Origin of the sequence: Salinibacterium hongtaonis, assembly GCF_003065485.1 — a bacterium.
Classification (GTDB): Bacteria; Actinomycetota; Actinomycetes; order Actinomycetales; family Microbacteriaceae; genus Homoserinimonas; species Homoserinimonas hongtaonis.
In genome coordinates this window covers 534,602-555,070 of sequence record NZ_CP026951.1, presented here as the reverse complement: position 1 = coordinate 555,070, position 20,469 = coordinate 534,602, and the positions used below count along the sequence as shown (strand labels likewise).

Here is a 20,469-nt window from a genome sequence, read left to right as displayed (position 1 = left end):
GGGATCCTTGCGGTTAGTTCTGGACGAGGAACGAGGCGATGCGCTCGCCAACGACTACGGCAGGCATGGCCGTGGTCGCGCGGGGAATCATGGGCATGATCGAGCAGTCGGCGACCGTGAGTCCTTCGATGCCATGAACGGAGCCCCGCGCATCCACTACGGACTTCTCGTCGTCGGCCGATCCCATGGGGCAGGTGCCGACCGGGTGCCAATAGTTGTCGGGGTTCCGCTCAACGAAGTGAACGAGCTCGTCAAACGTGGGGACCGCGCTGATGCCGGGGTGGATCTCCTCCCCCACCAGCTCGCGGATGCCCGGCTGCGATGCCATCTCCCGCAGAATCTCCATACCCTCCGCCAGCACACGAGCATCCCGACGTTCCGGATCGCTCAAGAAGCGATGGTCGATGACGGGCTTAGCCTCGGGGTCTCGGCTCGTGATGCGCACATAGCCGCGCGACACGGGCTGGAGTGCGCTCACGCCGCAGCTCCACCGCTTGACGTCGCCGCGGTGCGTCGGGCTGTAGGGCAAGAAGTGCAGGTCGAAGACGTCGGGGTCGAAGCTCGACGCCGCCTTGCCCATCGCCTGCTCGTCGGGCGCCCAGCCCTCGGCACGCAGGGCATCCATCTCGCTGGTCATGCGGTCGCTGCCCGCCCAGCTCATGAGGGAGAACGGCTGGTCGTGCAGGTTTTCGCCGACGCCGCGAAGCGGCTGGACAACAGGGATGTCGAGCGACCGCACAAAGTCCGGGTTGCCGATGCCTGAGCGCTGAAGCACCTGGGGCGAGTTGAAAGCGCCGCCGGCGACAACAACGCGCTGCGCCCGCACGATGTGGCTCTCTCCGCGCCAGAGCACCTCGACTCCCGTCGCGACTCCCCGGTCAACGAGCACGCGGGCGACGTGTGCCTCGCCCACGATGCTGATGTTCGGCAACGATCGCACCGGGTCGAGATAGGCGAACGCCGTGTTGAAGCGGATGCCGTCCACGATGTTGTTGGATTCGGGAGCCACGGCTGGCCCCTCGTCGAGATCGTTGAGGTTGTGGCGCTGGGGAATCCCCACGGCGGGAGCCGCGTCGAACCACACCCGCTGCCACGACGTCAATTCGTCTACGCGGTAGTCCTTGACGCGCATGGCCTTCGTGCCCGCCTCGAAGAACGGGAGCAAATCATCCGTCGCCCACCCTTCGAGACCTGCTTCTGCCCATGAGTCGTAGTCTCTGCGGTGACCCCACGTCTGCGTCGTTCCGTTGAAGTCCGAGCACCCGCCGATCGCGCGCGCCCGCTCGAACGACACCCGCACATCGAGGGTGTCGCCCGAGTCGTAACCCCAGTCGTTGGAATGCCCCAGCCTGGTCGCGTCGAGGATGTCGGCGGGCCAGCGCGGGTCACCAAACGGCCCAAAATCGGGCCCGGCCTCGAGCACGAGAACGTTCCGGCCTGCCTCGGCGAGCCGAGCGGCTACAACGTTTCCGCTCGTGCCACCCCCGACGACGATGACGTCTACTTGAGCGGGCAGTGCTGTGCTCACGGCAGGACCTTTCGTGTTCGAGGCAGACTCAGCACGATGTGAGCCGTTAGATCAGGGAGAAGTACTCGCGCTGTTCCCAGTCACTGACCTGTGCGAGATAGCGGTCGTACTCGGCCTGTTTGATCGTCGTGAACCACGTGATCACGTCGTCACCCAGTGCTGCCCTAAACACGTCATCCGCCGCGAGAGCCTCAACGGCCGCCCCGAGCGACTTGGGCAGCTTGGTCACGTCATCGGCATACGGGTTCTCCGTCGGCTCGCCTGGCTCGAGAGCCCGGTCGAGGCCGTCCATGCCGCTGACGAGCTGCGACAGGATGTAGAGGTAGGGGTTTGCCGCTGGCTCGCCAGAGCGGTTCTCGAGCCGCGTCGCATCATCGCCAGCTCCGCCCACCGCACGCACCATGGCGCCCTTGTTATCGATGCCCCACAGGATGCGGTCGGGCGCGAGCGAGAAGGCTTGGTATCGCTTGTAGCCATTGACGGTTGGCGTCGTGAACGCAGCCGCGGCCTCGGCGTGCGCAAGAAGCCCGCCCAGGTAATAGCGCCCGGTGTCGGAGAGGATGCCGTCGGCATCCGGCGACATGAAGACGTTCTGTCCCGTGACGAGGTTGCGCATCGACTGATGCAGGTGCCAGCCCGTCGACGCCGTGTCTGCGCCGAGAGGGCGGGACATAAACGTGGCGTGGTAGCCCATGCGTCGGGCGATCTGCCGAACCGCCATCCGCGCGAGGATGACATCATCGGCAACCTTGGCGGCGTCACCGGCCTCAAGGGTGATCTCGAGCTGGCTCGGTCCGAACTCGAGTTCGATCGTGCGCAGCGGCAGGTCGAGCAGGGTCAGCCCACGATAGAGCTCGCCGACGAGGTCGTCGAGCGTGTCCATGCTCTCGGCGTGCAGCAACTGCGAGCCCGCCGTCGTTGCCGACGTGCGCGGGGCCTCGCCGGGCGCACCAGGGGCACCGACACGATCGGGAGAAAACCCGCCGTCGGCCTTGAACACGTGGAATTCGAGCTCGGGACCGACCGTGAGGCCGAGGTCACGCTGCTCGGCGAGCGCGGTGAGCTGCCGCTTGAGCAGGCTGCGCGTGCAGTAGGGAACTACGGAGCCGTCGGGGAACCGCAGGTCGCAGAGGATGAGACCCGTGTTGTCTGACCACGGCAGCACGCGGAACGTCGTGGGGTCGGGAACGAGCACAACGTCGCCGGCGCCGCTAAAGCGCGAGAGCCCGCCGAGGGCCTCGGTCGAGAACACGGGAAAAACGCTCTTGCCCGATGTGTCCTTGAGCAGCAGGGTCGACGGCGCGCGCACCCCCGACTTGAGCGCGGCGGGGACCGCCGTTCGGGTGAGGGTCTTGCCGCGCAGGATGCCGTGCTGGTCAACGAAGAGAAACTGCACCATGTCGATGCCGACCTCGTCCATGACCCTGCGCATCTGGCCCGCGGCGGCATACTGAGCCTCGGTCCAGAGATCGTGCTGCTCGATGAAGCCGCCACGGTCCTTCGCGAGCATCGGCTTCGCTGTCGCGCCACCGCCGCCTTCTGCGACGAGGCGCTCGTCGACGTTACGCATCGATCTCTGCTTCCTGGGTTGCTGCACCAGCCCACGGCGACTGGGCGCGACGCTCGGCCTCCTTCTGGAGCCACACCTCTTGCCATCCCTCGGTCGGGGCGATCGTGTCAACCGCGTAGGGGCCGACAAACGTCGCGGCCTCTTCTTCGCTGATGGGGTGCGACGGCAGGCCGTTGCCCGCCTCGAACGACTCGATTGATTTGAGCAGCAGGCGGCGGTTCGCCGTCACCGCGCGGTCGGAGATGCCGAGGCGCTCGACCGTGCGGTCCTGGATCGCGCCCATGCTCTCGACGGCCCACTGGTCGTGCACGTTGATGTCGAGTCCCATGCCCGTGTAGGTGAGCTCGTTCTGCTCCTGGGCGTCGAAGCCCCAGTTGTTGTCGCGGTTGCGCAGCGGGCGATAGTCAGGCAGCGAGACACCCTCGAGACGCTGCTGCAGCAGGGTCTCCTTGTCGGTCTTCTCGGCAAAGTCGTACCAGATCATGTACCAGTAGTGGGTCTCGTCGTCGATCGGGACATGCCATTGGGTGAAGACCTTGCCGTTGCCGAACGGCACGACGAACGCATTGGGGAACATGAGGTTCGTGACACGAACGTGCTTGAGTTCCTCCGTCAGCTGGCGGATCGCAAAGACGCGCAGGCCGTGCTCTGCACTCTCCACCTCGATGTCGGGGCGGTAGTGGTCACCCACGAGCTTTGAGAGCTTGGTCCCCGTGCCCTCGACCTCTTCGCTGAACTGCTGGCCATAAACATCGCGGGGGTCTTCTCCCACAAAGCGGTGCAGGAACGAGACGTGGCTCGGGTCGATGCCGCCCTCGAGCCCCTGGAGCCAGTTGCAGTCCCACAGCCCCTTGAAGGCAAAGGTGTACTCGTCGGGTGCCGTGAAGCAGTCATAGTCGGGGAAGGGCGGCGGGTCGCCCGCGCCCATGTAGGCGAAGATCAGGCCGTTCTTCTCGACGCAGGGGTAGTTGGAGATGCGCACCTTGTCCAGGAACTGGCTGTGCGGCGGCTCCGCGGGCTGTTCGATGCAGCGGCCAGAATCGTTGTAGAGCCAGCCGTGATAGAGGCAGCGCAGGCCGCCGTCTTCGAGTCGTCCGTAGGAGAGGTCGACGCCGCGGTGTGCGCAGTAGCGGCTGATGAGACCCCAGCCGTTGATGCGCTTGAAGAGCACCAGGTCTTCACTCATGATGCGAACCGGCTTGACCGGCCGCTCCTTCGGCATCTCCGAGACCAGCGCCACAGGCTGCCAGTACGACCGCATGAGATTGCCCAGGGGCGTGCCCGGTCCGGTTTGGGTGAGCTTCTCGTTGTCCTCGCGCTTGAGCACTGCGGCCTCCGTTACATCCGATTTACTTAAGATTGGATCCAATTATGGCACAAGGATGTCCAAAGCGCAGCCACGGCGCAGAGATTAGGACCCCGCCGCGACGGCCATTGCCGCCATCGCTAGAAGCGAGCCAGAGCCCGAGAGCCGACGAGCGACCTCCACCCGGCCGAGCGAACGAGCTCCCGCCACGACAACGATCGCGTGCGCGACCGCACCCAGCGCGAGCGCTCCGACGAGCATCCCGCCGCCGGCAGCGTGCGCGTGAGCATCCGAAGCCGCGGACGCCATCTGGTGACCACCCGCGCCCAGGAGAATGAGAAAGCCAGCGCCGATGATCATGGCGAGCGGATGTCCACCGTCGTGCAGCGCAGAGGCGTCGGCCGCGCGGCCCCGTCGGATTCGCGACGCAGCCGCAGCGGCGACGGCCAGCACGAGGAGCGCGCCGCCCCACACGACGGGCGAGACGAGGTGAGACGAGATCAGACAGATGTCGACCATCGCCGCGAGCATGACAACGTCCCCCACCACCATGAGCGATGTCCCGTGCGCGCCGCGCACAAGCGACAGCGCGAGCGATGCTGCCGCAAGCGCGATCATGAGCCAGCACGCGGCGAGCATCACACCACGACCTCAGCGACGAGCGCGCTTCTCATGTCATGACCCATGCCTCACGAGCCCATGCCGCTAGAGGTCGAGAACAAGAACGGGGCAGTTGGCCCGCGAGACGCACACCATCATGCAGTCACCCTTAGCCTTCTCCTGGTTGGTGAGCACGTAGTCGCGGTGATCTATCTCGCCGTCGAGAACCTTGGTCTCGCAACTGCCGCAGATTCCCTCTTCGCAGTCATGCATGACGTCGATGCCCGCCTCGGTCACGACCTCAAGGATCGACCTGTCGGAGGGAACCTGGAGAGTCATCCCCGACGCCCGCAGCTCCACCGAGAACCCGTCGGTGGCCGCGGCAGGCTCGTCGCTCACGGGGACCGCGAAGAGCTCGGTGCGCAGATTGTCGCCGCGGCCAGCCGCCACGAGGGTCTCGTCGAGCGCCGCCAGGAGCCCGGATGGACCGCACGCGTACCAGAGAGCGTCGGCGGGAGCATCCGCAACAATGGCCCCCAGATCGAGACGGGCGCCTTCGTCGTCAGCGGAGAACACGACCTTGTCGCCATAAGCCTCGAGTTCGGCGATGAAGGCCATCGTCGAGCGGCTTCGACCAGCGTAAAAAAGCTTCCAATCGCTGCCCTGCGCCTCGAGGTGCGCTGCCATCGCGAGGATGGGCGTCACACCAATGCCGCCAGCAACGAGGCGGTAGACGGGGGCGCTTTCTAGTGCGAAGTGGTTGCGGGGGCCCTTGAGCTCGACCCTGTCCCCCGGGCGCACGCTTGTATGAACGTGCGCGGATCCGCCTCGCCCGTCGGGCTCGCGCAGAACGCCGATGCGATAGGTGCGAGCATCCGCCGGGCCGCACAGGGAGTACTGCCTGGTCGTTCCGTCACCGACAACAATGTCGACATGAGCGCCGGGCTGCCATGGAGGCAGGGGGCCCTCTAGGGCCTCGAGTTCGAGAGAGATTACGCCGTCGGTCTCGTGGCGCATGCTGCGCACGAGCACGTTTCTTGTGGTCGCATTGTCGTCGGACATGTTTCCCTCCCGAGGTAGTGGATCCAATCTCTACCGTTTAGGATACGTTACATGACTCTCATCAATCGCCCCACCAGCGTCCCCGCCTCCGATCTCGACGAGAAGCCCCTCGCGCCACCGAACGCCGAACCACTCGAGGGCGAAGTGATCGTGCGCAGCCGCGTCGACTTCGCGACAGAAGACCGCAGAGTCGTCTCCGGCATCTGGGAGTCCGAGACGGGGCTCTCGCGCTGGGAGTTCCTGACCAGAGGCGAAATCATCCACGTGGTCGAAGGCGCCATGACCGTTCACGAAGATGGCGGAGAACCGCAGGAGATCCGGGCCGGAGACTCCGCCTACTTTCCCATCGGCTGGTGTGGCACCTGGAGGGTGACCGAGCGCCTGCGCAAGGTTTTCGTCGTCTACAAGCCGTAATAGCTCAGTCAGCACCGCGGGCAGCAACGCGAGCATTTATCGCTGCTGCCCGCGTTGCGGCGCAGGGCGACGTTCGCTGCGCTATAGAGTCGCATCCAATCCATGGCCCAAGTGGATACGATTGGATGGCCACAAACGCATTCTCTGGGCGCCAACAGCGCACTCCAGAGAGAGATAGGAACGCTCCCACAATGAGCCCCACGACCGAATCCGGCAACGCCCTTGTCGACGATCTGGCCGCCCGCATCCGGGCGAAGATCATGTCGGGTGAGATCCCGATTGGCGCCCCCCTGCGTCAGGCCGAACTCGCCAATGAGTTTGGCATCAGCCGCACCCCCGTGCGCGAGGCCCTGCGCCAGCTCCAGACGGGCGGCCTCATCGAGGTCGTGCCCAACCGCGGGGCGATCGTTCGAGTTCCCGTGCCGTGGGAGGTGCGCGAAGCCTATGAGGTGCGCGCGGAGCTCGAAGCCCTCGCCGCCCGGCGCAGCGTCAAACGCATGACGGCCGAAATGGTCGACGAGCTTGAGGCCGTGAACTCGGCGATGTACGAGCAGTCAAAGCGCAATGCCGCGGCGGCAGCATCCGACACCCCCGCGGCAGCAGAGAAGACCGCAGCATCGAAGGGCAGCGCGAACGACCAGTTCCACACCCTCATCTACAAGGCCGCGGCTAACTCCCGGCTTGAGCGGCTGCTCACCGACCTCAACGACGCGTTCCCCCGCAACGTCTCCGCGTTGGTACTCAAAGACAATCCTCGCCACCGTGACGAGAACTTCGAGGAGCACCAGCACATCATCGAGGCATTCCGGGCCGGCGACGAAGACCTTGCCGCATCCCTCGTTCGCGACCATGTGTTGAGCGCCGGAGAACACCTCGCCCACTGGTACGAACGCCGGTCGTCGACCGTGTACACGGGCTGACGACCGCGCGCCAACGACCCCACCGACACCAAAGATCCCGCATGGCCTCGAGGCCATGCGGGATCCTTTTTTAGGTCAGCTGCCCGCTAGTGGCAACTGGGCGCTGCGTCGCCATGCGATGCTGCACCGTGCGACGCTGCACCATGCGACGCGGCTGCCGACGGCGGAACGTCGAGCGATGGGTTGCGGTCGAAGAATCCGTCGGGCTCGAGCTTGAAGCCGATGTGGTCGACGGGCATGATCGGCCACTGCTCTGGCCGCGGAAAGTGGTGAACGCCCACGACGGGCCACAGCACGAGACGCTCTCCGTCGAGGGAGCGGTCGGCCTGCTGCCAGACGTGAACACCGTCGTCGCCGAGCTCGCCCTGGTTGGGGTACTCGCCTGCGATGAATCGCTGCTCTGCGTCGTACTGGCTCACCCAGAGCTGCTTCGACACGAACGGCGCCTTGCGCTCGACGACCGCTCCGGGGCGGGCGTAAAGCTGGGCGAAGTTCGGCACCGTCAGCCGGTATGCCGTGTTCTCGCCGTTGCGGTTCGTGGCCTCGTCGTTCTCGATTCGCCAGTGCAGGGCGCGCTGCGGGTCCGCGATTCGCGCACCGAGCTGCTCAGAGGTCAGCGGCGTTTCAACCGCGACGACGGCGTTTCCGTACGGGTTGAGCGCCTCATCCGGCTCCATCTCGGCGTGAACCTCGACGACGCGGTTGCGGATGCCATCAACCGCAGTGTCGAGGCGGGCAGCGAAGTAGTGCTGGTGGGTGGGGGCCTGCACGTTGGGCGCGACCATCCGACCGAAGCGGGGCTTCTCGTCGTCGGCGATGCCCGAGACCGACATGAGGCCTGTGAGCTTGACCTCAAGCTCGATTGAGCCGTCCTGGCGAAGAGTCCAGTAGAAGCCGTAGTCGTAGTTGGCGACCGTAGCGAAGGCCGAGATCACGAGCTTGCGCGAGCGGCGAACCTCTGAGGTGTTGATGCGCGTGTTGACGTGCTTCCAGAGGATGCTGTCGTCCTCCTCGTGCAGGCAGATGCCGTTCTTGATGACCTGCGCCTCGCCGTAACCGTCGAGGTAGGTCACGTCGAAGTAGCGGATCTCACCCAGGCAGTCGCAGCCGAGCTCAAGCGACGCGGTGAGGGGGCCAGCGCCATACTCGCCCCAGTCGAAGAAGTTCTTGCGGTACGCGGTGGGGTCACTGTCGAGGTACGGCACGTACATCTCATTGACGGATGCGCGCTTGAGCACGGGGCGCACGGCTCCATGATCGTTGTAGTTGAGGTCGTGAAGAACGAGTCCCTCGCGGTGCGTGAACCCGACCGTGAACGACCAGTTCTGCCAGGTGACAGTGTGCCCTTCAACATCGAATCCGGGCCCGTTCGGCTGGATGATGTCGAGAACCGATACCTCACGGTCGGCACCCCACGTGCCCGACTCGTAGCGGCTGGTCTCCGACGCCATGGGGATCACGCCGTGGTCTTCGACCCGGATGACCTCAAGGGTGTCGAGGTCGAGGATCGGCACGACACCGGCGACGGGGCGACCGTAGCCGTTGTCTTCGTTCGACTCGCGGAACCAGACCGTTCCCCACGAGAGGCGGCGGTCGGCGATGTCTTCTGGTTCGAAGCCCGTGATCGACTCGGGGTCGACCCAGACGAGCGAGGCGTCGGTGATGCCACGCTTGGCCAGCGCCTCCAGCAGCAGCGGCGACTTGCGCGCGGCCTGCGAAATCATGCGGGCTTCGTCGGAGGAGACACCGGGGCGACGGTGGTCGACGTCGGTCCAACCTTCGATGAACGCAGCAGTCTCGGCGGTTCCCGTCCAGCCGCGAACCTCCCACGCCGCGCGAGCAGCGTTATTCATCACGACGACGCGAACGGGGCGTGCGCCACCCGCGACGGTGGCGGCAGCCTTGTCCTCATCGACCTGGATGCCCCAGAAACGCGGGTTCTCTCCAATGCGATCACTCTTGCGAATCTCCGCGATAAAGCTGTCGATCTCCTCCGGCAGGAGGGGGTCGAGTACATGGCGTGGTGAGGTGGTCATGCGTTTCCTTACTGTCGTGGGCTGAGTACGGTGGCGCGACCGTCGGCGCGGGGATCGCTCGCGGCGTCGAGGGTCGAGTCTGAAAGGCGGATTCTGGCGACCTGCACATGGCCGGCTTCGTCGAACTGGGCGTCGCGACGAGCGGTACCGAGTCCGAGAGCTGCTGCCGCGTCGGCGGCGGCCTCTGTGCCGGGCTCAGCGATCAGGGTTGCCTCGTCGAATCCGAGGTCGCGGGCGCCGATGACCCAGCGGCCCCGGCCGAGCGCCTCGGCGGGGTCGCTTGAGGGGTCGATGAGCTCGCGCGCCACCTGGGAGAGAATCCATGCCTGGGCGCTGCCGCCCTGGCATCCGAGCCCGATGACGAGATCGTCCTTCTGCGCGATGACGGGCAGGAGTGTGTGCGGCGGGCGCAGGCCTGGGCCGATATGGGCGGGATGCGACGGGTCGGTGCTGAACGCTGAGCCACGGTTGTGCAGAACGACGCCGGTGCCGGGGTCGAGAATGCCGGAGCCAAACCACTGGTAAACGCTCTGGATGAGGGTCACAACGGTTCCGTCGGTGTCGGCCGCGACGATGGCGACCGTGTCGCCCAGCGCACGACCGGGGCGGGGAAGCGAACCCTCAGCGGCGCGACCGCGCGGGTCGAGCATGGCGTCGACGTTGATGTCCCCGCCGCGCGGGTCGCCGAGGTTGGCGGTGCGAGCCCGAAGCGCGTCGTTAACAGCGGCGACGAGTTCGGGGTTGCAGGTGTCGGCAGAGTCGAGGGCATCCGGCAGAATTCCGAGAAGCACAACGCCCTGCGTGGGCGGGGGTGCGACCCACCACGAGGCTCCCCCGATCTCCGCCCGAACGGGGTCGGTGATCTCGACCCTGTGGGCCGCGAAGTCGTCGGCACTCATAGCGCCACCCAGAGAGGTCAGCGTTCCGGCGATCGATTCGGCGATGCGGCCGCGGTACATTGCGCCCGGGTTGCCGGCGAGTTCCGTGAGGGTGCGCGCGAGGGCTGGCTGCACGACGTGGTCGCCCTCGCCCTTGAGCCCTCCAGCACCATCGCCGAAAACCTCGACCATTCCTTTGTCGGCGAGCAGAACATCCCGCCGCCCCTGGATGGCCCGGTTGAGCCCCGGCGACACCGTGTAGCCGCTCTCTGCAAGCGCCGCTGCGCGTTCGAAGGCGGGAGCCAGAGCAAGGGTCGCGCCGAGCGAGGCAACAGCCTCCCAGCCGGCGACGACGCCCGGCACGGTAACCGTGTCTGGGCCCTGGCCCGGCATCCGGTCGAGCTTCGAAAGACGCTCGACGTCGACTGCGGCGGGGGCTGCGCCCGCCGAGAGGACGGCGGTGACCTGACCGTCTGACCGGCGAACCAGAGCGATCAGATCACCACCGAGACTGCACTGGTGCGGATAAACGACCGTGAGCGCTGCGGCCGCGGCGAGCGCTGCGTCGATCGCGTTGCCCCCCGCGTCGACGGCCGCTTTGGCGCTGTCGAGGGCTGCGGGATGCGGGGCAGCGATCGCTACGGATCGAGGGTTGGTCACACCAGAAGTCATGCTGCTTCCCATCTCATGGGCGAAACAAAGTCGAGGTCGGGCCGGGCGATGCCCTGCGCAAGGTCGGCAGCGGCGGCGCCGATGGCGGGGCCGAATTTGAAGCCGTGACCCGAGCACGCGGCCGCCGCGATGACATTGGCCTGGCCGGGGATCTCGCCGATCACAAAGCGGAGATCGGGGGTCATCGTGTAGAGGCACGCGACGGCCTCGGCGCCCTCAAGATCGATGTCGGGCACGAAGGCGCGGAACAGCTGCGTGAGGCGATCGACTTCGGCCGGCGTCGCGTCACCGACAGGGGTGTTCGGGTCCCACACGGGGCCGGCGTCGATGCCGATCTTGGCGCCGGCGTCGCCGATCTCGGGCAACCCGAAGACGAGACCGCCGTCCATATCGACGGAGAAGGTTCCCAGCATCGGGGGCTGCGCACACGTCTGGCCGGTCCGGGCCGCGAGTGTGACGATGCGCCACACCTCGAAGCGCTCGCTGTAGCGGGGCAGCAGGCTCGACGCCCAGGCCCCACCGGCGACGACGAGCTTTGATGCCCGGATGCTGCGAGCATCCGTGGTCACGGTGACGCCGTTCTCGTCGGATTCCCACGAGATGACGCGTTCACCGAATGAGAGTTCGGCCCCATGGCGACGGGCCGCCGAGTGCGCGAACTCGAGGGCGCTGGCGGCAGCGAGAACACCGGCGTCGGGGTCGTACACCGCGTTATGCCCCTCGGGGAACGACACGGAGGGCATGAGCGCGGTGACGTGGCCGGCTTCGACCGCTCGACTGCGACCGCCCTGCATGGTGGCCTCTCCCCTGTGCGCGTAGAGACCCGTGGTCGGGGTGTAGAAGGTGGTGCCTGCCGCGGCCTCCCAGCGCGCCCATCCGTCGAATGCCTCACCGACGAGCGGGTTCCAGACCGGGTTGGGGTAGGCGCGACGGATCATGCGGGTTGCCCCGTGCGAGGAGCCACGGTCGTGCAGCGCCTCAAACTGCTCGATGCCAACGACCTTCACCCCGCGAAGCGCTAGCTCGTAGGCCGTTGCGGCCCCGTGAATGCCGAGGCCGAGAACGACGACATCGGTCTCGCTGCTGAGCTGGCTCATGCTGCTGCACCTCTCTGGGTCTCCGCGATATCGGTTACGGCGGCGATAAACGCGTCGAAGTCCGACTGGTCGTTGTACACATGCACGGATGCTCGAACAACGGCGTCGATCCCTCGCGCGCCCAGATCCCACTGGGCGTGCGATGCAGGTATCGCAATCGTATCGATTCTCCGTGCACGGAGCTCCTTGCTGACGTCGCGCGCGTGCATCCCGTCGACCGTGAAGGTCACGATGCCTGCCGTGGCGGCGGGCGGGTCCACGACCGTCACGCCGTCGATCTCGGCGAACGCCGCACGCAGGCGGGCAGCACCTTCGGCGATAAATGACTCGGTTGCTGGCATCCCTCGTTCGAGCGCCTCGCGAATCGCCAGCCCGAGACCGATGCGTCCCGCAATAGCGGCCTCCCAGGTTTCGAGCGACCGCGCGGCGACGGGGGTGACCCATTCCGTCTCGCCGCTCCATTCACTGCCACGCACGTCGGGAGCCCACGGCTTGAGTGTTTCGAGAAAGCCGCGACGAACGTAGTTGAACGCGGTTCCGCGCGGGCCGCGAAGAAACTTGCGACCCGTGGCAACCAGCACATCGCAGCCGATTGCGCGCACGTCGATATCGATCTGACCGACCGACTGCGTCGCATCGAGCACATAAACGGCACCATGCCGCTGTGCGAGCACGCCGATCTCAGCAACGGGCTCAACGAGTCCGGATGATGTCGGCACATGGACCGCGCTAATGACAGCACCGGGGGCGGCAATGAGTGCGGCCTCGAGTTCGGCGAGGTCGACGGTGCCGTCGGGAGCGTTCTCGATAATGCGCAGGGTGACCCCGTCAACCTTCTCGAGGGTGAGGAGTCGCAGGGCCTGGCTCACGTAGCTTGAGCGCGGCGCGATCACGGTGTCTCCCGCACCGAGTCGGAGAGCGTCGAACACAACCCGAAGGCCGGTTGTCGCCGCATCGTGCAGCGAGATCTCGTCGGTGTCGCAGCCGAGAAGCTGCGCAGCGTGCACGTAGATGGCGTTGAGGTCGTCGGCCACGAGGGCGGCAGCCTCATAGGCCCCACCCTGCTCCTCTTTGCGGAGATGGTCGATCATGCCGCTCATGACACCGGAGCTCGCAAGACCAGCACCCGCCGAGTTGAAGTAGTGGCGAGTGCGTGTTCCCAGAGTGCGCGCGCGCTCGGCGGCCACGTCGATCACCGCATCCGCGGCTGATCGGTCGCCGCTGTCGGCTAATAACTCTCCGAATGCCATGCGTTTCTCTTTCCCCGTGATTCGGCGCCTGTGATCAGGGCTTCGTTAAGATTGGATCCCATATTACATGAACTGGATGCATTAGAGTCACCTCACACTCACAAGCGCCACGAAGACACGGCAGATAGGGGCAAAAATCATGAGCACACCCGAGCAGAGGGCCCAGGAGTTGGGTCTCGAAATCCCGGACTACGCCAACCCGCCCTACGGGCAGCGCTACGGAAACCTCCGCCCGTTCCACCGCATCGGCAACCTGCTCGAACTCAGCGGCCTCACCCCGGAACACCGCGATGGCACGCTCATTAACCCCGGCGTCGTCGGGGTCGACATCACGGTTGAGCAGGGCTACGAGGCCGCCAGAGTCACGGGCCTCAACGCCCTCGGCATGATCAGATACGCGCTCGGCTCCCTCGACGATGTTGTGGCGATGTCGCGAGGCCTCTGCTTTGTGACCTGCCCGCCCGGCTTCGACAGACCACACGAGGTCTCCAACGGAGTGAGCGACCTCTTCAACGACGTCTTCGGCCGCGAGGTCGGAGCCATGGGCAGAGCCTCCGTCGGAGCCGCGGCGCTCTCCAGCAATCACTGCTTTGAACTGTGGCTCAGCCTGGAGTGCGCGCCCCGCCCCTAGCGGAGCGCGGCACACACCGCCGGTCAGGCGCGATTCACGTACTCCGATGCGTCGCGCTTGGTCTCCACCGTTGCGACAATCTCGAAGCTGTTGCCGCGGGACAGGCTCATAACGCCGATGCTCGCGCTCGCGACACGGCCGGCGACGGGGCCGAACACTTCGAGAAAGAGGTCGTTCGCCCCGTTGCCGGCGATATTTACGTCGAGGTAATCGGGCGTCGTGACGCCGTAACAGACTGTGCGGGCCATGCTCTCGACCTCATCGAGTGAGCCGAGCGCCAGACGGATGAGGCCCAGAACACTGATGGCCGTCTTGCGGCCAGCGGCATACCCCTCGTCGCTCGAGACATCATCACCGATGCGGCCGGGGTTGAGCATGACGCCGTCGCGCCCCTCTGGCGTCATTCCGCTGAGCATGAGGAGCTTGCCCGTGTGATGAAAGGCCTTCATCGCGCCGTAGCGGCCGCCGTAAGGCGGGTTCACGTAGTCGGGAATCTCGAGCCCCAGAGCCGCCACCCTCTCTTCGGCCGTGCGTGCGTCGTACGTCAGTGCGCTCATCCGTAATTCCTCTCGTCGATGCAGGCGGCATCCGGATGCAGGCGCGCAAGTGGATGCAGTATGGGTATTTGTGGATACAATAATGGAATATTGGACGATTGGTTCTCCGTGATCCCACCCCGCTTCATCAGCACACCAGGTGACTTACCCGCGCTGGCTCACCGATGAAGGGCGTCGCCGAGACCGGTACCCGCGGAGCGGCATTCTGGCTCGTCGTCATCGCCGCGACGGTCGGCAACATCGTCAACACGTCGAACAACCCCGTTATCGCTCAGGTCATCGGCAACGACCTGGAGGGCAACGACGCCCTCGCCGGGTTCCTGGTCTCACTGTCGGCCTTCGCCTCAATCGCGGCCATGCTCATTGCGGGCGCCGCAATCGATCGCTTTGGGGTACGCCCGGTTCTCGTGGCGTCGACGACCATCGCGGTCGTCGGCCTCGTGCTCGTCGCGATCGCGCTCACGGTGCCGACGCTCGGCGCGAGCCGCGTCATTGTCGGTGGCGGCAACGCGGCGGTCGCGATGGCCCTCACCTCCTGGATCGTCGCCGAGGTGCCCCACCACGAGCGAGGCAAGGCCCTCGGCTTCTTCGGTCTCAGCGTCTGGGTAGGCCTCGCGCTTGGCCCCACTATCGGCGACGCGCTATACCGCGAGCTCGGCCAGCAGGCTGTCTGGATCGTCTCCGCGCTGCTCCAGACCATCGCCCTCGCGATAACGTTCGTCACGCGGGCGCCACGTCCGAACGGCCACCACCCCGTCGTCAACGCCGACCGAGAAAGCACCGACACGGGTGAGGTGCAGATCGATGCCGCGCCCATCCGCGGACTCGCCGGCTGGATCGCCGTGCTCCGCGAGGTAGCGCTCCCGGGAACCGTCACGATCGCAGCGTGGGCCTGCGAGGCATTCATGGTGGCCTTTCTCATCCAGCACCTCGCCAAGCAGGGTGTCGCATCCGGCGGAATTTTCGGTGCCGCCAACGTCTTCATAGTCTTCGCCGCGAGCGTGATCATCACGAGGCTCGCCTTCGGCGGTCTCACCGACAAGCTCGGGCCGGTCGTCGTCGCCCGCTGGGCCCTCGCCATGGTCGCCGCGGGCATGGTGACGCTCGGCCTCTCCAACTCATTCGCCCTCGCCGCCCTCGGCGCGGTGCTCGTCGGCGTCGGCTACTCGCCCCTCTACCCCGCGCTCACGATCCTCGCGACGGAGAACCTCGACCCGCGACGGCGGTCGACGGGGCTCGGAATCTTCTCCGCCCTCACGAGCTTTGGGCACGCCCTCGGATCGCTCATCGGGGGGTACCTCATCCTCGTGATCGGCGAGGGGTGGACATTCACGGCGCTAGCGGGCGTTGTGCTGCTGAGCATCCTGCTGCTGCGCGGTCGCACGTCGACGTCCGCAGCCCTGCGCTAAGGCGTTGCGGCGTTGCGGCGTTAAGGCGTTAAGGCGTTAAGGCGTTAAGGCGTTAACGCCAGAACGGGCCGGCCCCAAGGCCGACCCGTTCTGAAACCCGCGTGAGCTAGAGCGCGATCACCACGGACTTGGGCTCACAGAACCCCTTGAGCGCATCCTCACCGAGGTCGCGGCCGATGCCCGAGTCGCGCAGCCCGCCAAACGAGAGGGCCGGGTCGAAGATGTTGTAGGTGTTGACCCACACCGTGCCCGCACGAAGGCGCTGTCCCATGCGGTGTGCCCGCGACAGGTTGTTGGTCCACACACCTGCGGCGAGGCCGTAGTTTGTGTCGTTCGCGATGGCGATGGCCTCGTCTTCGTCGTCGAACGGGATGATGCCAACGACGGGTCCGAAGATCTCCTCGCGGGCGATCGTCATGTCGTTGCGCACACCACTGAACAGTGTGGGCTCCACGTAGAACCCGTCCCCCTCGGGCACCCCGCCCCCGACAACGAGTTCGGCACCCTCTGCGACACCCTTCTCGATGTAGCCCAGAACCTGCTGGCGCTGCTCCTCGGAGACCAGCGGCCCCACGGTAATTCCTCCCGCGAGACCATCGCCCATGCGCACCTGGCGAACGGCGTCGGCAAGTCGCTTGGTCATTTCTTCGAGGATGCTGCGCTGCACAAGAAGTCGGCTGCCCGCCGTGCACATCTGGCCGGAGTGCCCGAACGATGCCCGCATCGCCGTGAGTACGACAGCATCCAGGTCGGCGTCGTCGAAGACGATGTTGGGGCTCTTGCCGCCGAGCTCAAGCGTGAGGCGCTTGAAGTCGCCGGTCGCCGCGGTCATGACCTTGCGGCCAACGTCGGTCGACCCCGTGAACGACACCTTGGCAATATCGGGGTGCGTCGTCAGCTGCGCGCCAACGCGGCCGTCGCCCGTCACGACGTTGACGACGCCCGTCGGCACGCCCGCCTCCGCACAGATGGCGGCGATCCGAAGCATCGTGAGGGGGGTCTGCTCTGCGGGCTTGATAACCACGGGGCAACCGGCCGCCAGCGCCGGGGCGAGCTTGAACGACCCCGTCATGATCGGAAAGTTCCAGGGAAGGATGATCGCCGCGACACCGACGGGCTCGTACGTCGTGTACACGTGGTGCTCACCACCGTCGATGGGAACCACGCTGCCGCCGAGGCGCGACGGTGCGCCAGCGTAATAACGAAATGTGCGTGCGGAAGAAAGCGTGTCGGCGCGCGAGCGCTCGATGGGCTTGCCGTTGTCGCGCGTCTCGAGAATCGCGAGCTCTTCTACCCTCTCCTCGATGATGTCGGCGACGCGGTTGAGGATTCGGGAGCGGTCGTGCGGGCTCATGCCGCTCCAGCGGCGGTCATCGAGTGCGGCCTTCGCTGCGGCGACGGCACGGTCAACTTCCGCTTCGCTCGCCTGCGGCACGCGGGTCAGAAGCTGCTCGGTTGCGGGGTCGAACACGTCAATGAGCTCCGCACCCTCGGCAGAAACCCACTCCCCGTCCACATAAAACGGCTCAACTTCGGCAAGGGGCTGGAGGTTGTCTCTCACGGTGATTCTCTTTCTCTTGGTCTGGCAGCGTCGTGCAGGTCTGGCAGCGTCGTGCAGGTCTGGCAGCGTCGTGCAGGTCAGGCGGCCGCAGTGCGGTCGAGGATTCGAGCGGGCTCGTGGATGAGCATCCGGTCGAGCGTCGAGTCGTCCACTCCGCTGCTGCGCAGGGCCGGCACGACTCTGGTAACAAGATGCCCATACCCTGGGCCGCCGAAGCGGCTCCATTGGGCCTTGGTCCAGGTGGAGCATCCGAGCACGAGGCGCGCGCTGTCGTCGCGGGCGAGCAAGCGAAGCAGGGCGTCGAATCGGTCGAAGTCGGCGCTGTTGCGAACGCGGCCAAGATGCCCACCCTCGCCGCCGAAGCACATCTCGAGTACGGGTCCCGCATCGGCAAGATCGTTCAGATAGGCGTCATCGAGATACTCATCGATATTGGTGAGCACGATGCGTTCGGGGGCCAGCCCTGCGGATGCGCAATGGTCGATGATCTCCAAGCCGTTGCGCGCGTCGGGGTCCAGCCGGATGCTCACGGATGCTCCGGCGCGGGCCGCTGCCGATGCTGCGGCGGTGAGGCTGCTGCGTTCGTCGGCGCCAAAGTCGGCCGTCGTGCCCATGATGCCGAGCATCCCTGCCCGAAACTCCACGCCGGGGATGGAATCGGTGAGGGCTGTGAGGAACACCTGCTCGCGGCCCGCGGTGTCGAGGTCGCGATACCAGGAGGGGATGCCAGAGCCGAGGTAGGCGCCGTAGCAGGCAACGACGGTGACGCCACTCGCGCGGGAGATGGCGGCAAGGTGCTCATACCCGGGGTTCAGCCCGAGAGACGTCGCGTCGACAACGGTGCGGAGGCCGCGAGCGTGTGCCGCAGCTAACTCCTGCGCGACAGCATCGTCGTCGTCGATTCTCAGGTTGTCTCGCAGCGCGAGCTGGCCCCAGCGCAGTGCGCCAGCGAGTTCGATGCAGACGGGAGCATCCGCATCGAGTTCTTCCACTCCCGGGCGGTGCAGCGCCGACGCATCGGCTCGCAGATGCTCATGCATCGACACGACGCCGAGGGCATCCCGCTCCACCGGTCCGAGAGCCGTCTCGATCATGCTGCTACGGGCTCCTCGACGACGGCCGAGGAGTCCTGGGGCACGATCACGTGCATGCGCTCGGGCTGGCGGCAACCAAACTCCATGAGGGAACCGACAGCGAGACGCGACATGTCGCTGTTGCTCGGCATTGTGGAGATCACTGTCGTGCCGTCCGCCGCGCGGGCTTCTACGCGGTAGCGCTCGCCTTGAAAGCTGACAAGAGACACGGTGGCCTCGATGCTGACGCGGGCCGTCTCGCCGTCGTGCAGCGGCTGCAGATCTTCCGGCCGAATCACGGCCGTGCCCTGGGATCCCTGCGTGCCGGGCTGGCCGAGCAGAACACCGTCTGCCGTGCCGAATAGGTTGGCCTCGCCCAAGAACTTGGCCACGTATTCGTTGACGGGCTTGCGATAGAGCTCCTGGGGAGCATCGATCTGCACGAAGCAGCCCTGATGCATGATCGCGACCCGGTCGGACATCGTAAAGGCCTCGGTCTGGTCGTGCGTTACGGCGATCGTGGTGATGCCGACGCGCTCCTGGATGCGCTTGATCTCGACCTGCATGTGCTCGCGCAGCTGCTTGTCGAGGGCCGCCATGGGCTCGTCGAGTAGTAGAACGCCGGGGTTCGACGCGATGGCGCGGGCCAGGGCAACGCGCTGACGCTGGCCGCCCGAGAGGGAGGCCGGCATGCGGTCGGCCATTCCACCGAGCTGCACAAGCTCAAGCATCTCTGCCGCGACGGCCTTGCGCTCCTTCACTGGCCGCTTGGCAGCCAGAAGCGGGAACGAGACGTTGTCGCCGATCGTCATGTGGGGAAAGAGAGCGTAGGACTGAAAGACCACGCCGACGTTGCGATCCTGGGGAGCTCGCTTCTCCACGTTCTCGCCGTTGAAGAGCACGTGGCCCGTGTCCACCTTTTGGAGCCCGGCGATCACGTTGAGGAGCGTCGATTTGCCGCTGCCTGATGCGCCGAGAAGCGTGACGAACTCGCCAGCCTTCACATCGAGGCACACCTGCTTGAGCACGTGGTTCGGGCCGAGGGTGACATCAACCTTGTCGATGGTTACGGGGATTGTCATTTCGATGCAGCCTTTCGCGTGCGGCGGGCGCTCGCCTGGCTGAACCAGGCGAACAGGGCGAGAACGATGAGGGCGAGGAGCGACACCATGGTGGAGGTCGCCGTGAGCGCCGGTGAGAATGCCTCAGTCGAGGCGCTCAGCATCTTCATCGGCAGGGTCACGACCCCCGGCGGCAGCAGGAACACCGACAGCACGACCTCGTCGAAGACGATGCTGAAGGCGAAGATGGCTCCCGCGAGAATGTTGGGAAGCAGCAGCGGCAGCTCGACGCGGCGCAGCACGAGCGTCCACGGGGCACCCATTGTCACTGCGGCGTTGCGCAGATTGGGGTCGAGCTTGCCGGTTGCGGCCGAGACGAGCACGAACACGTAGGGCAGGGCAATGAGCGCTTCACCAAGAATCAGTGTGACAAGGGTCCCGCGCAAAAATCCCAGCTCAAGGTTCATGCCGTAGAGGCCGATCGCGTAGGCAACCGGGGGCAGGGCGATCGGCACGATGAACAGCGTGCGAACAATGCGGGCGGAACGCTGGCTGAGCCGGGTGACCGCGAGCGCCCCCAGGGTTCCAAAGATCACGGCGATGACGGTGGCGACTCCCGATACCCCGAGGGAGAGAAAGAACGGGTCCATCCACTTGGGGTCCTGGAGCACCTGCTCGTACCAGCGCAGGGAGAATCCCTGTGGCGGAAAGAGCAGGAGGCTGCCCGAGGTCCACGACGTCGCGACGAGCACGAGAAATGGCACGAAGAGCATGAGCCCGGCGAGAACCGAGACAGCGAAGATCGGAACACGGTAGAGGCCGAGGGCCCCGGTCATGGTGCGCA

At 65.9% G+C, this 20,469-nt stretch carries 18 protein-coding genes; 4 read left to right on the top strand and 14 right to left on the bottom strand.

All coding sequences use genetic code 11. The features are described 5' to 3' along the window. Positions 1–13: 13 nt before the first annotated feature. From C2138_RS02800 to C2138_RS02780, 5 genes are all read right to left on the bottom strand, one after another. On the bottom strand, positions 14–1,528 hold the full coding sequence (locus C2138_RS02800; RefSeq protein WP_108515360.1) for a GMC family oxidoreductase: 1,515 nt from the start codon (positions 1,526–1,528) through the stop codon (positions 14–16). 46 nt (positions 1,529–1,574) lie between these two features. Continuing rightward, positions 1,575–3,098 carry a glutamine synthetase family protein gene (locus C2138_RS02795; protein WP_199220496.1) on the bottom strand — a complete coding sequence of 508 codons (1,524 nt, stop codon included), beginning with the start codon at positions 3,096–3,098 and terminating at the stop codon, positions 1,575–1,577. Beyond that, complete coding sequence (locus C2138_RS02790) at positions 3,091–4,425, bottom strand: Rieske 2Fe-2S domain-containing protein (protein WP_108515358.1); 1,335 nt, start codon at positions 4,423–4,425, stop codon at positions 3,091–3,093. Before C2138_RS02790 ends, C2138_RS02795 begins: the two co-directional genes overlap by 8 nt. Positions 4,426–4,509: 84 nt before the next feature. Next, the gene (locus C2138_RS02785) at positions 4,510–5,043 is read right to left on the bottom strand and encodes a hypothetical protein (protein ID WP_108515357.1); all 534 of its coding nucleotides are present in this window, start codon (positions 5,041–5,043) and stop codon (positions 4,510–4,512) included. A 66-nt stretch (positions 5,044–5,109) separates the two neighbouring features. Continuing rightward, complete coding sequence (locus C2138_RS02780; protein ID WP_108515355.1) at positions 5,110–6,066, bottom strand: PDR/VanB family oxidoreductase; 957 nt, start codon at positions 6,064–6,066, stop codon at positions 5,110–5,112. A gap of 51 nt (positions 6,067–6,117) precedes the next feature. Here C2138_RS02780 and C2138_RS02775 point away from each other — a divergent pair, with 51 nt between their 5' ends. Together C2138_RS02775 and C2138_RS02770 are read left to right on the top strand one after the other, a co-directional pair. Next, on the top strand, positions 6,118–6,480 hold the full coding sequence (locus C2138_RS02775) for a cupin domain-containing protein (RefSeq protein ID WP_108515353.1): 363 nt from the start codon (positions 6,118–6,120) through the stop codon (positions 6,478–6,480). Between the two features lie 191 nt (positions 6,481–6,671). Beyond that, entirely contained in the window at positions 6,672–7,400 is a 729-nt protein-coding gene (locus C2138_RS02770; protein ID WP_108515351.1) for a GntR family transcriptional regulator, read from the top strand. An 86-nt stretch (positions 7,401–7,486) separates the two neighbouring features. Here C2138_RS02770 and C2138_RS02765 read toward each other — a convergent pair whose 3' ends face one another. Genes C2138_RS02765 through C2138_RS02750 form a run of 4 tightly spaced genes read right to left on the bottom strand, consistent with a single transcriptional unit; the run spans position 7,487 to position 13,333 of the window. Next, the gene (locus C2138_RS02765; protein ID WP_108515349.1) at positions 7,487–9,436 is read right to left on the bottom strand and encodes a primary-amine oxidase; all 1,950 of its coding nucleotides are present in this window, start codon (positions 9,434–9,436) and stop codon (positions 7,487–7,489) included. Positions 9,437–9,444: 8 nt separating this feature from the next. Continuing rightward, positions 9,445–10,986: a gamma-glutamyltransferase gene (locus tag C2138_RS02760; RefSeq protein WP_108515347.1), complete on the bottom strand. Its 1,542-nt coding sequence runs from the start codon at positions 10,984–10,986 to the stop codon at positions 9,445–9,447. After that, positions 10,983–12,083 (bottom strand): FAD-dependent oxidoreductase, encoded by a 1,101-nt coding sequence (locus tag C2138_RS02755; protein ID WP_108515345.1) that lies wholly within the window; start codon positions 12,081–12,083, stop codon positions 10,983–10,985. The genes C2138_RS02760 and C2138_RS02755 overlap by 4 nt, the downstream gene beginning before the upstream one ends. Beyond that, positions 12,080–13,333, bottom strand: coding sequence for an aminotransferase class V-fold PLP-dependent enzyme (locus C2138_RS02750; RefSeq protein WP_108515343.1), 1,254 nt, complete (start codon positions 13,331–13,333; stop codon positions 12,080–12,082). Before C2138_RS02750 ends, C2138_RS02755 begins: the two co-directional genes overlap by 4 nt. A gap of 139 nt (positions 13,334–13,472) precedes the next feature. Between C2138_RS02750 and C2138_RS02745 the strand changes: the two genes are divergently transcribed. After that, positions 13,473–13,964 (top strand): RidA family protein, encoded by a 492-nt coding sequence (locus tag C2138_RS02745; protein ID WP_108515341.1) that lies wholly within the window; start codon positions 13,473–13,475, stop codon positions 13,962–13,964. A gap of 23 nt (positions 13,965–13,987) precedes the next feature. On the opposite strand, the gene C2138_RS02740 is transcribed toward C2138_RS02745, so the two are convergent. Continuing rightward, positions 13,988–14,521 (bottom strand): RidA family protein, encoded by a 534-nt coding sequence (locus tag C2138_RS02740; RefSeq protein WP_108515340.1) that lies wholly within the window; start codon positions 14,519–14,521, stop codon positions 13,988–13,990. A 164-nt stretch (positions 14,522–14,685) separates the two neighbouring features. Between C2138_RS02740 and C2138_RS02735 the strand changes: the two genes are divergently transcribed. Further along, the gene (locus C2138_RS02735; RefSeq protein WP_108515338.1) at positions 14,686–15,930 is read left to right on the top strand and encodes an MFS transporter; all 1,245 of its coding nucleotides are present in this window, start codon (positions 14,686–14,688) and stop codon (positions 15,928–15,930) included. 106 nt (positions 15,931–16,036) lie between these two features. Here C2138_RS02735 and C2138_RS02730 read toward each other — a convergent pair whose 3' ends face one another. From C2138_RS02730 to C2138_RS02715, 4 genes are all read right to left on the bottom strand, one after another. After that, complete coding sequence (locus C2138_RS02730; protein ID WP_108515336.1) at positions 16,037–17,491, bottom strand: aldehyde dehydrogenase family protein; 1,455 nt, start codon at positions 17,489–17,491, stop codon at positions 16,037–16,039. A 77-nt stretch (positions 17,492–17,568) separates the two neighbouring features. Continuing rightward, a complete protein-coding gene (locus C2138_RS02725; RefSeq protein ID WP_108515335.1) occupies positions 17,569–18,585 on the bottom strand; it encodes a phosphotriesterase family protein in 1,017 nt (338 codons plus the stop codon). After that, positions 18,582–19,646, bottom strand: coding sequence for an ABC transporter ATP-binding protein (locus C2138_RS02720; protein WP_108515333.1), 1,065 nt, complete (start codon positions 19,644–19,646; stop codon positions 18,582–18,584). The genes C2138_RS02725 and C2138_RS02720 overlap by 4 nt, the downstream gene beginning before the upstream one ends. Then, complete coding sequence (locus C2138_RS02715; RefSeq protein WP_159078116.1) at positions 19,643–20,461, bottom strand: ABC transporter permease; 819 nt, start codon at positions 20,459–20,461, stop codon at positions 19,643–19,645. The genes C2138_RS02720 and C2138_RS02715 overlap by 4 nt, the downstream gene beginning before the upstream one ends. Positions 20,462–20,469: the final 8 nt, after the last annotated feature.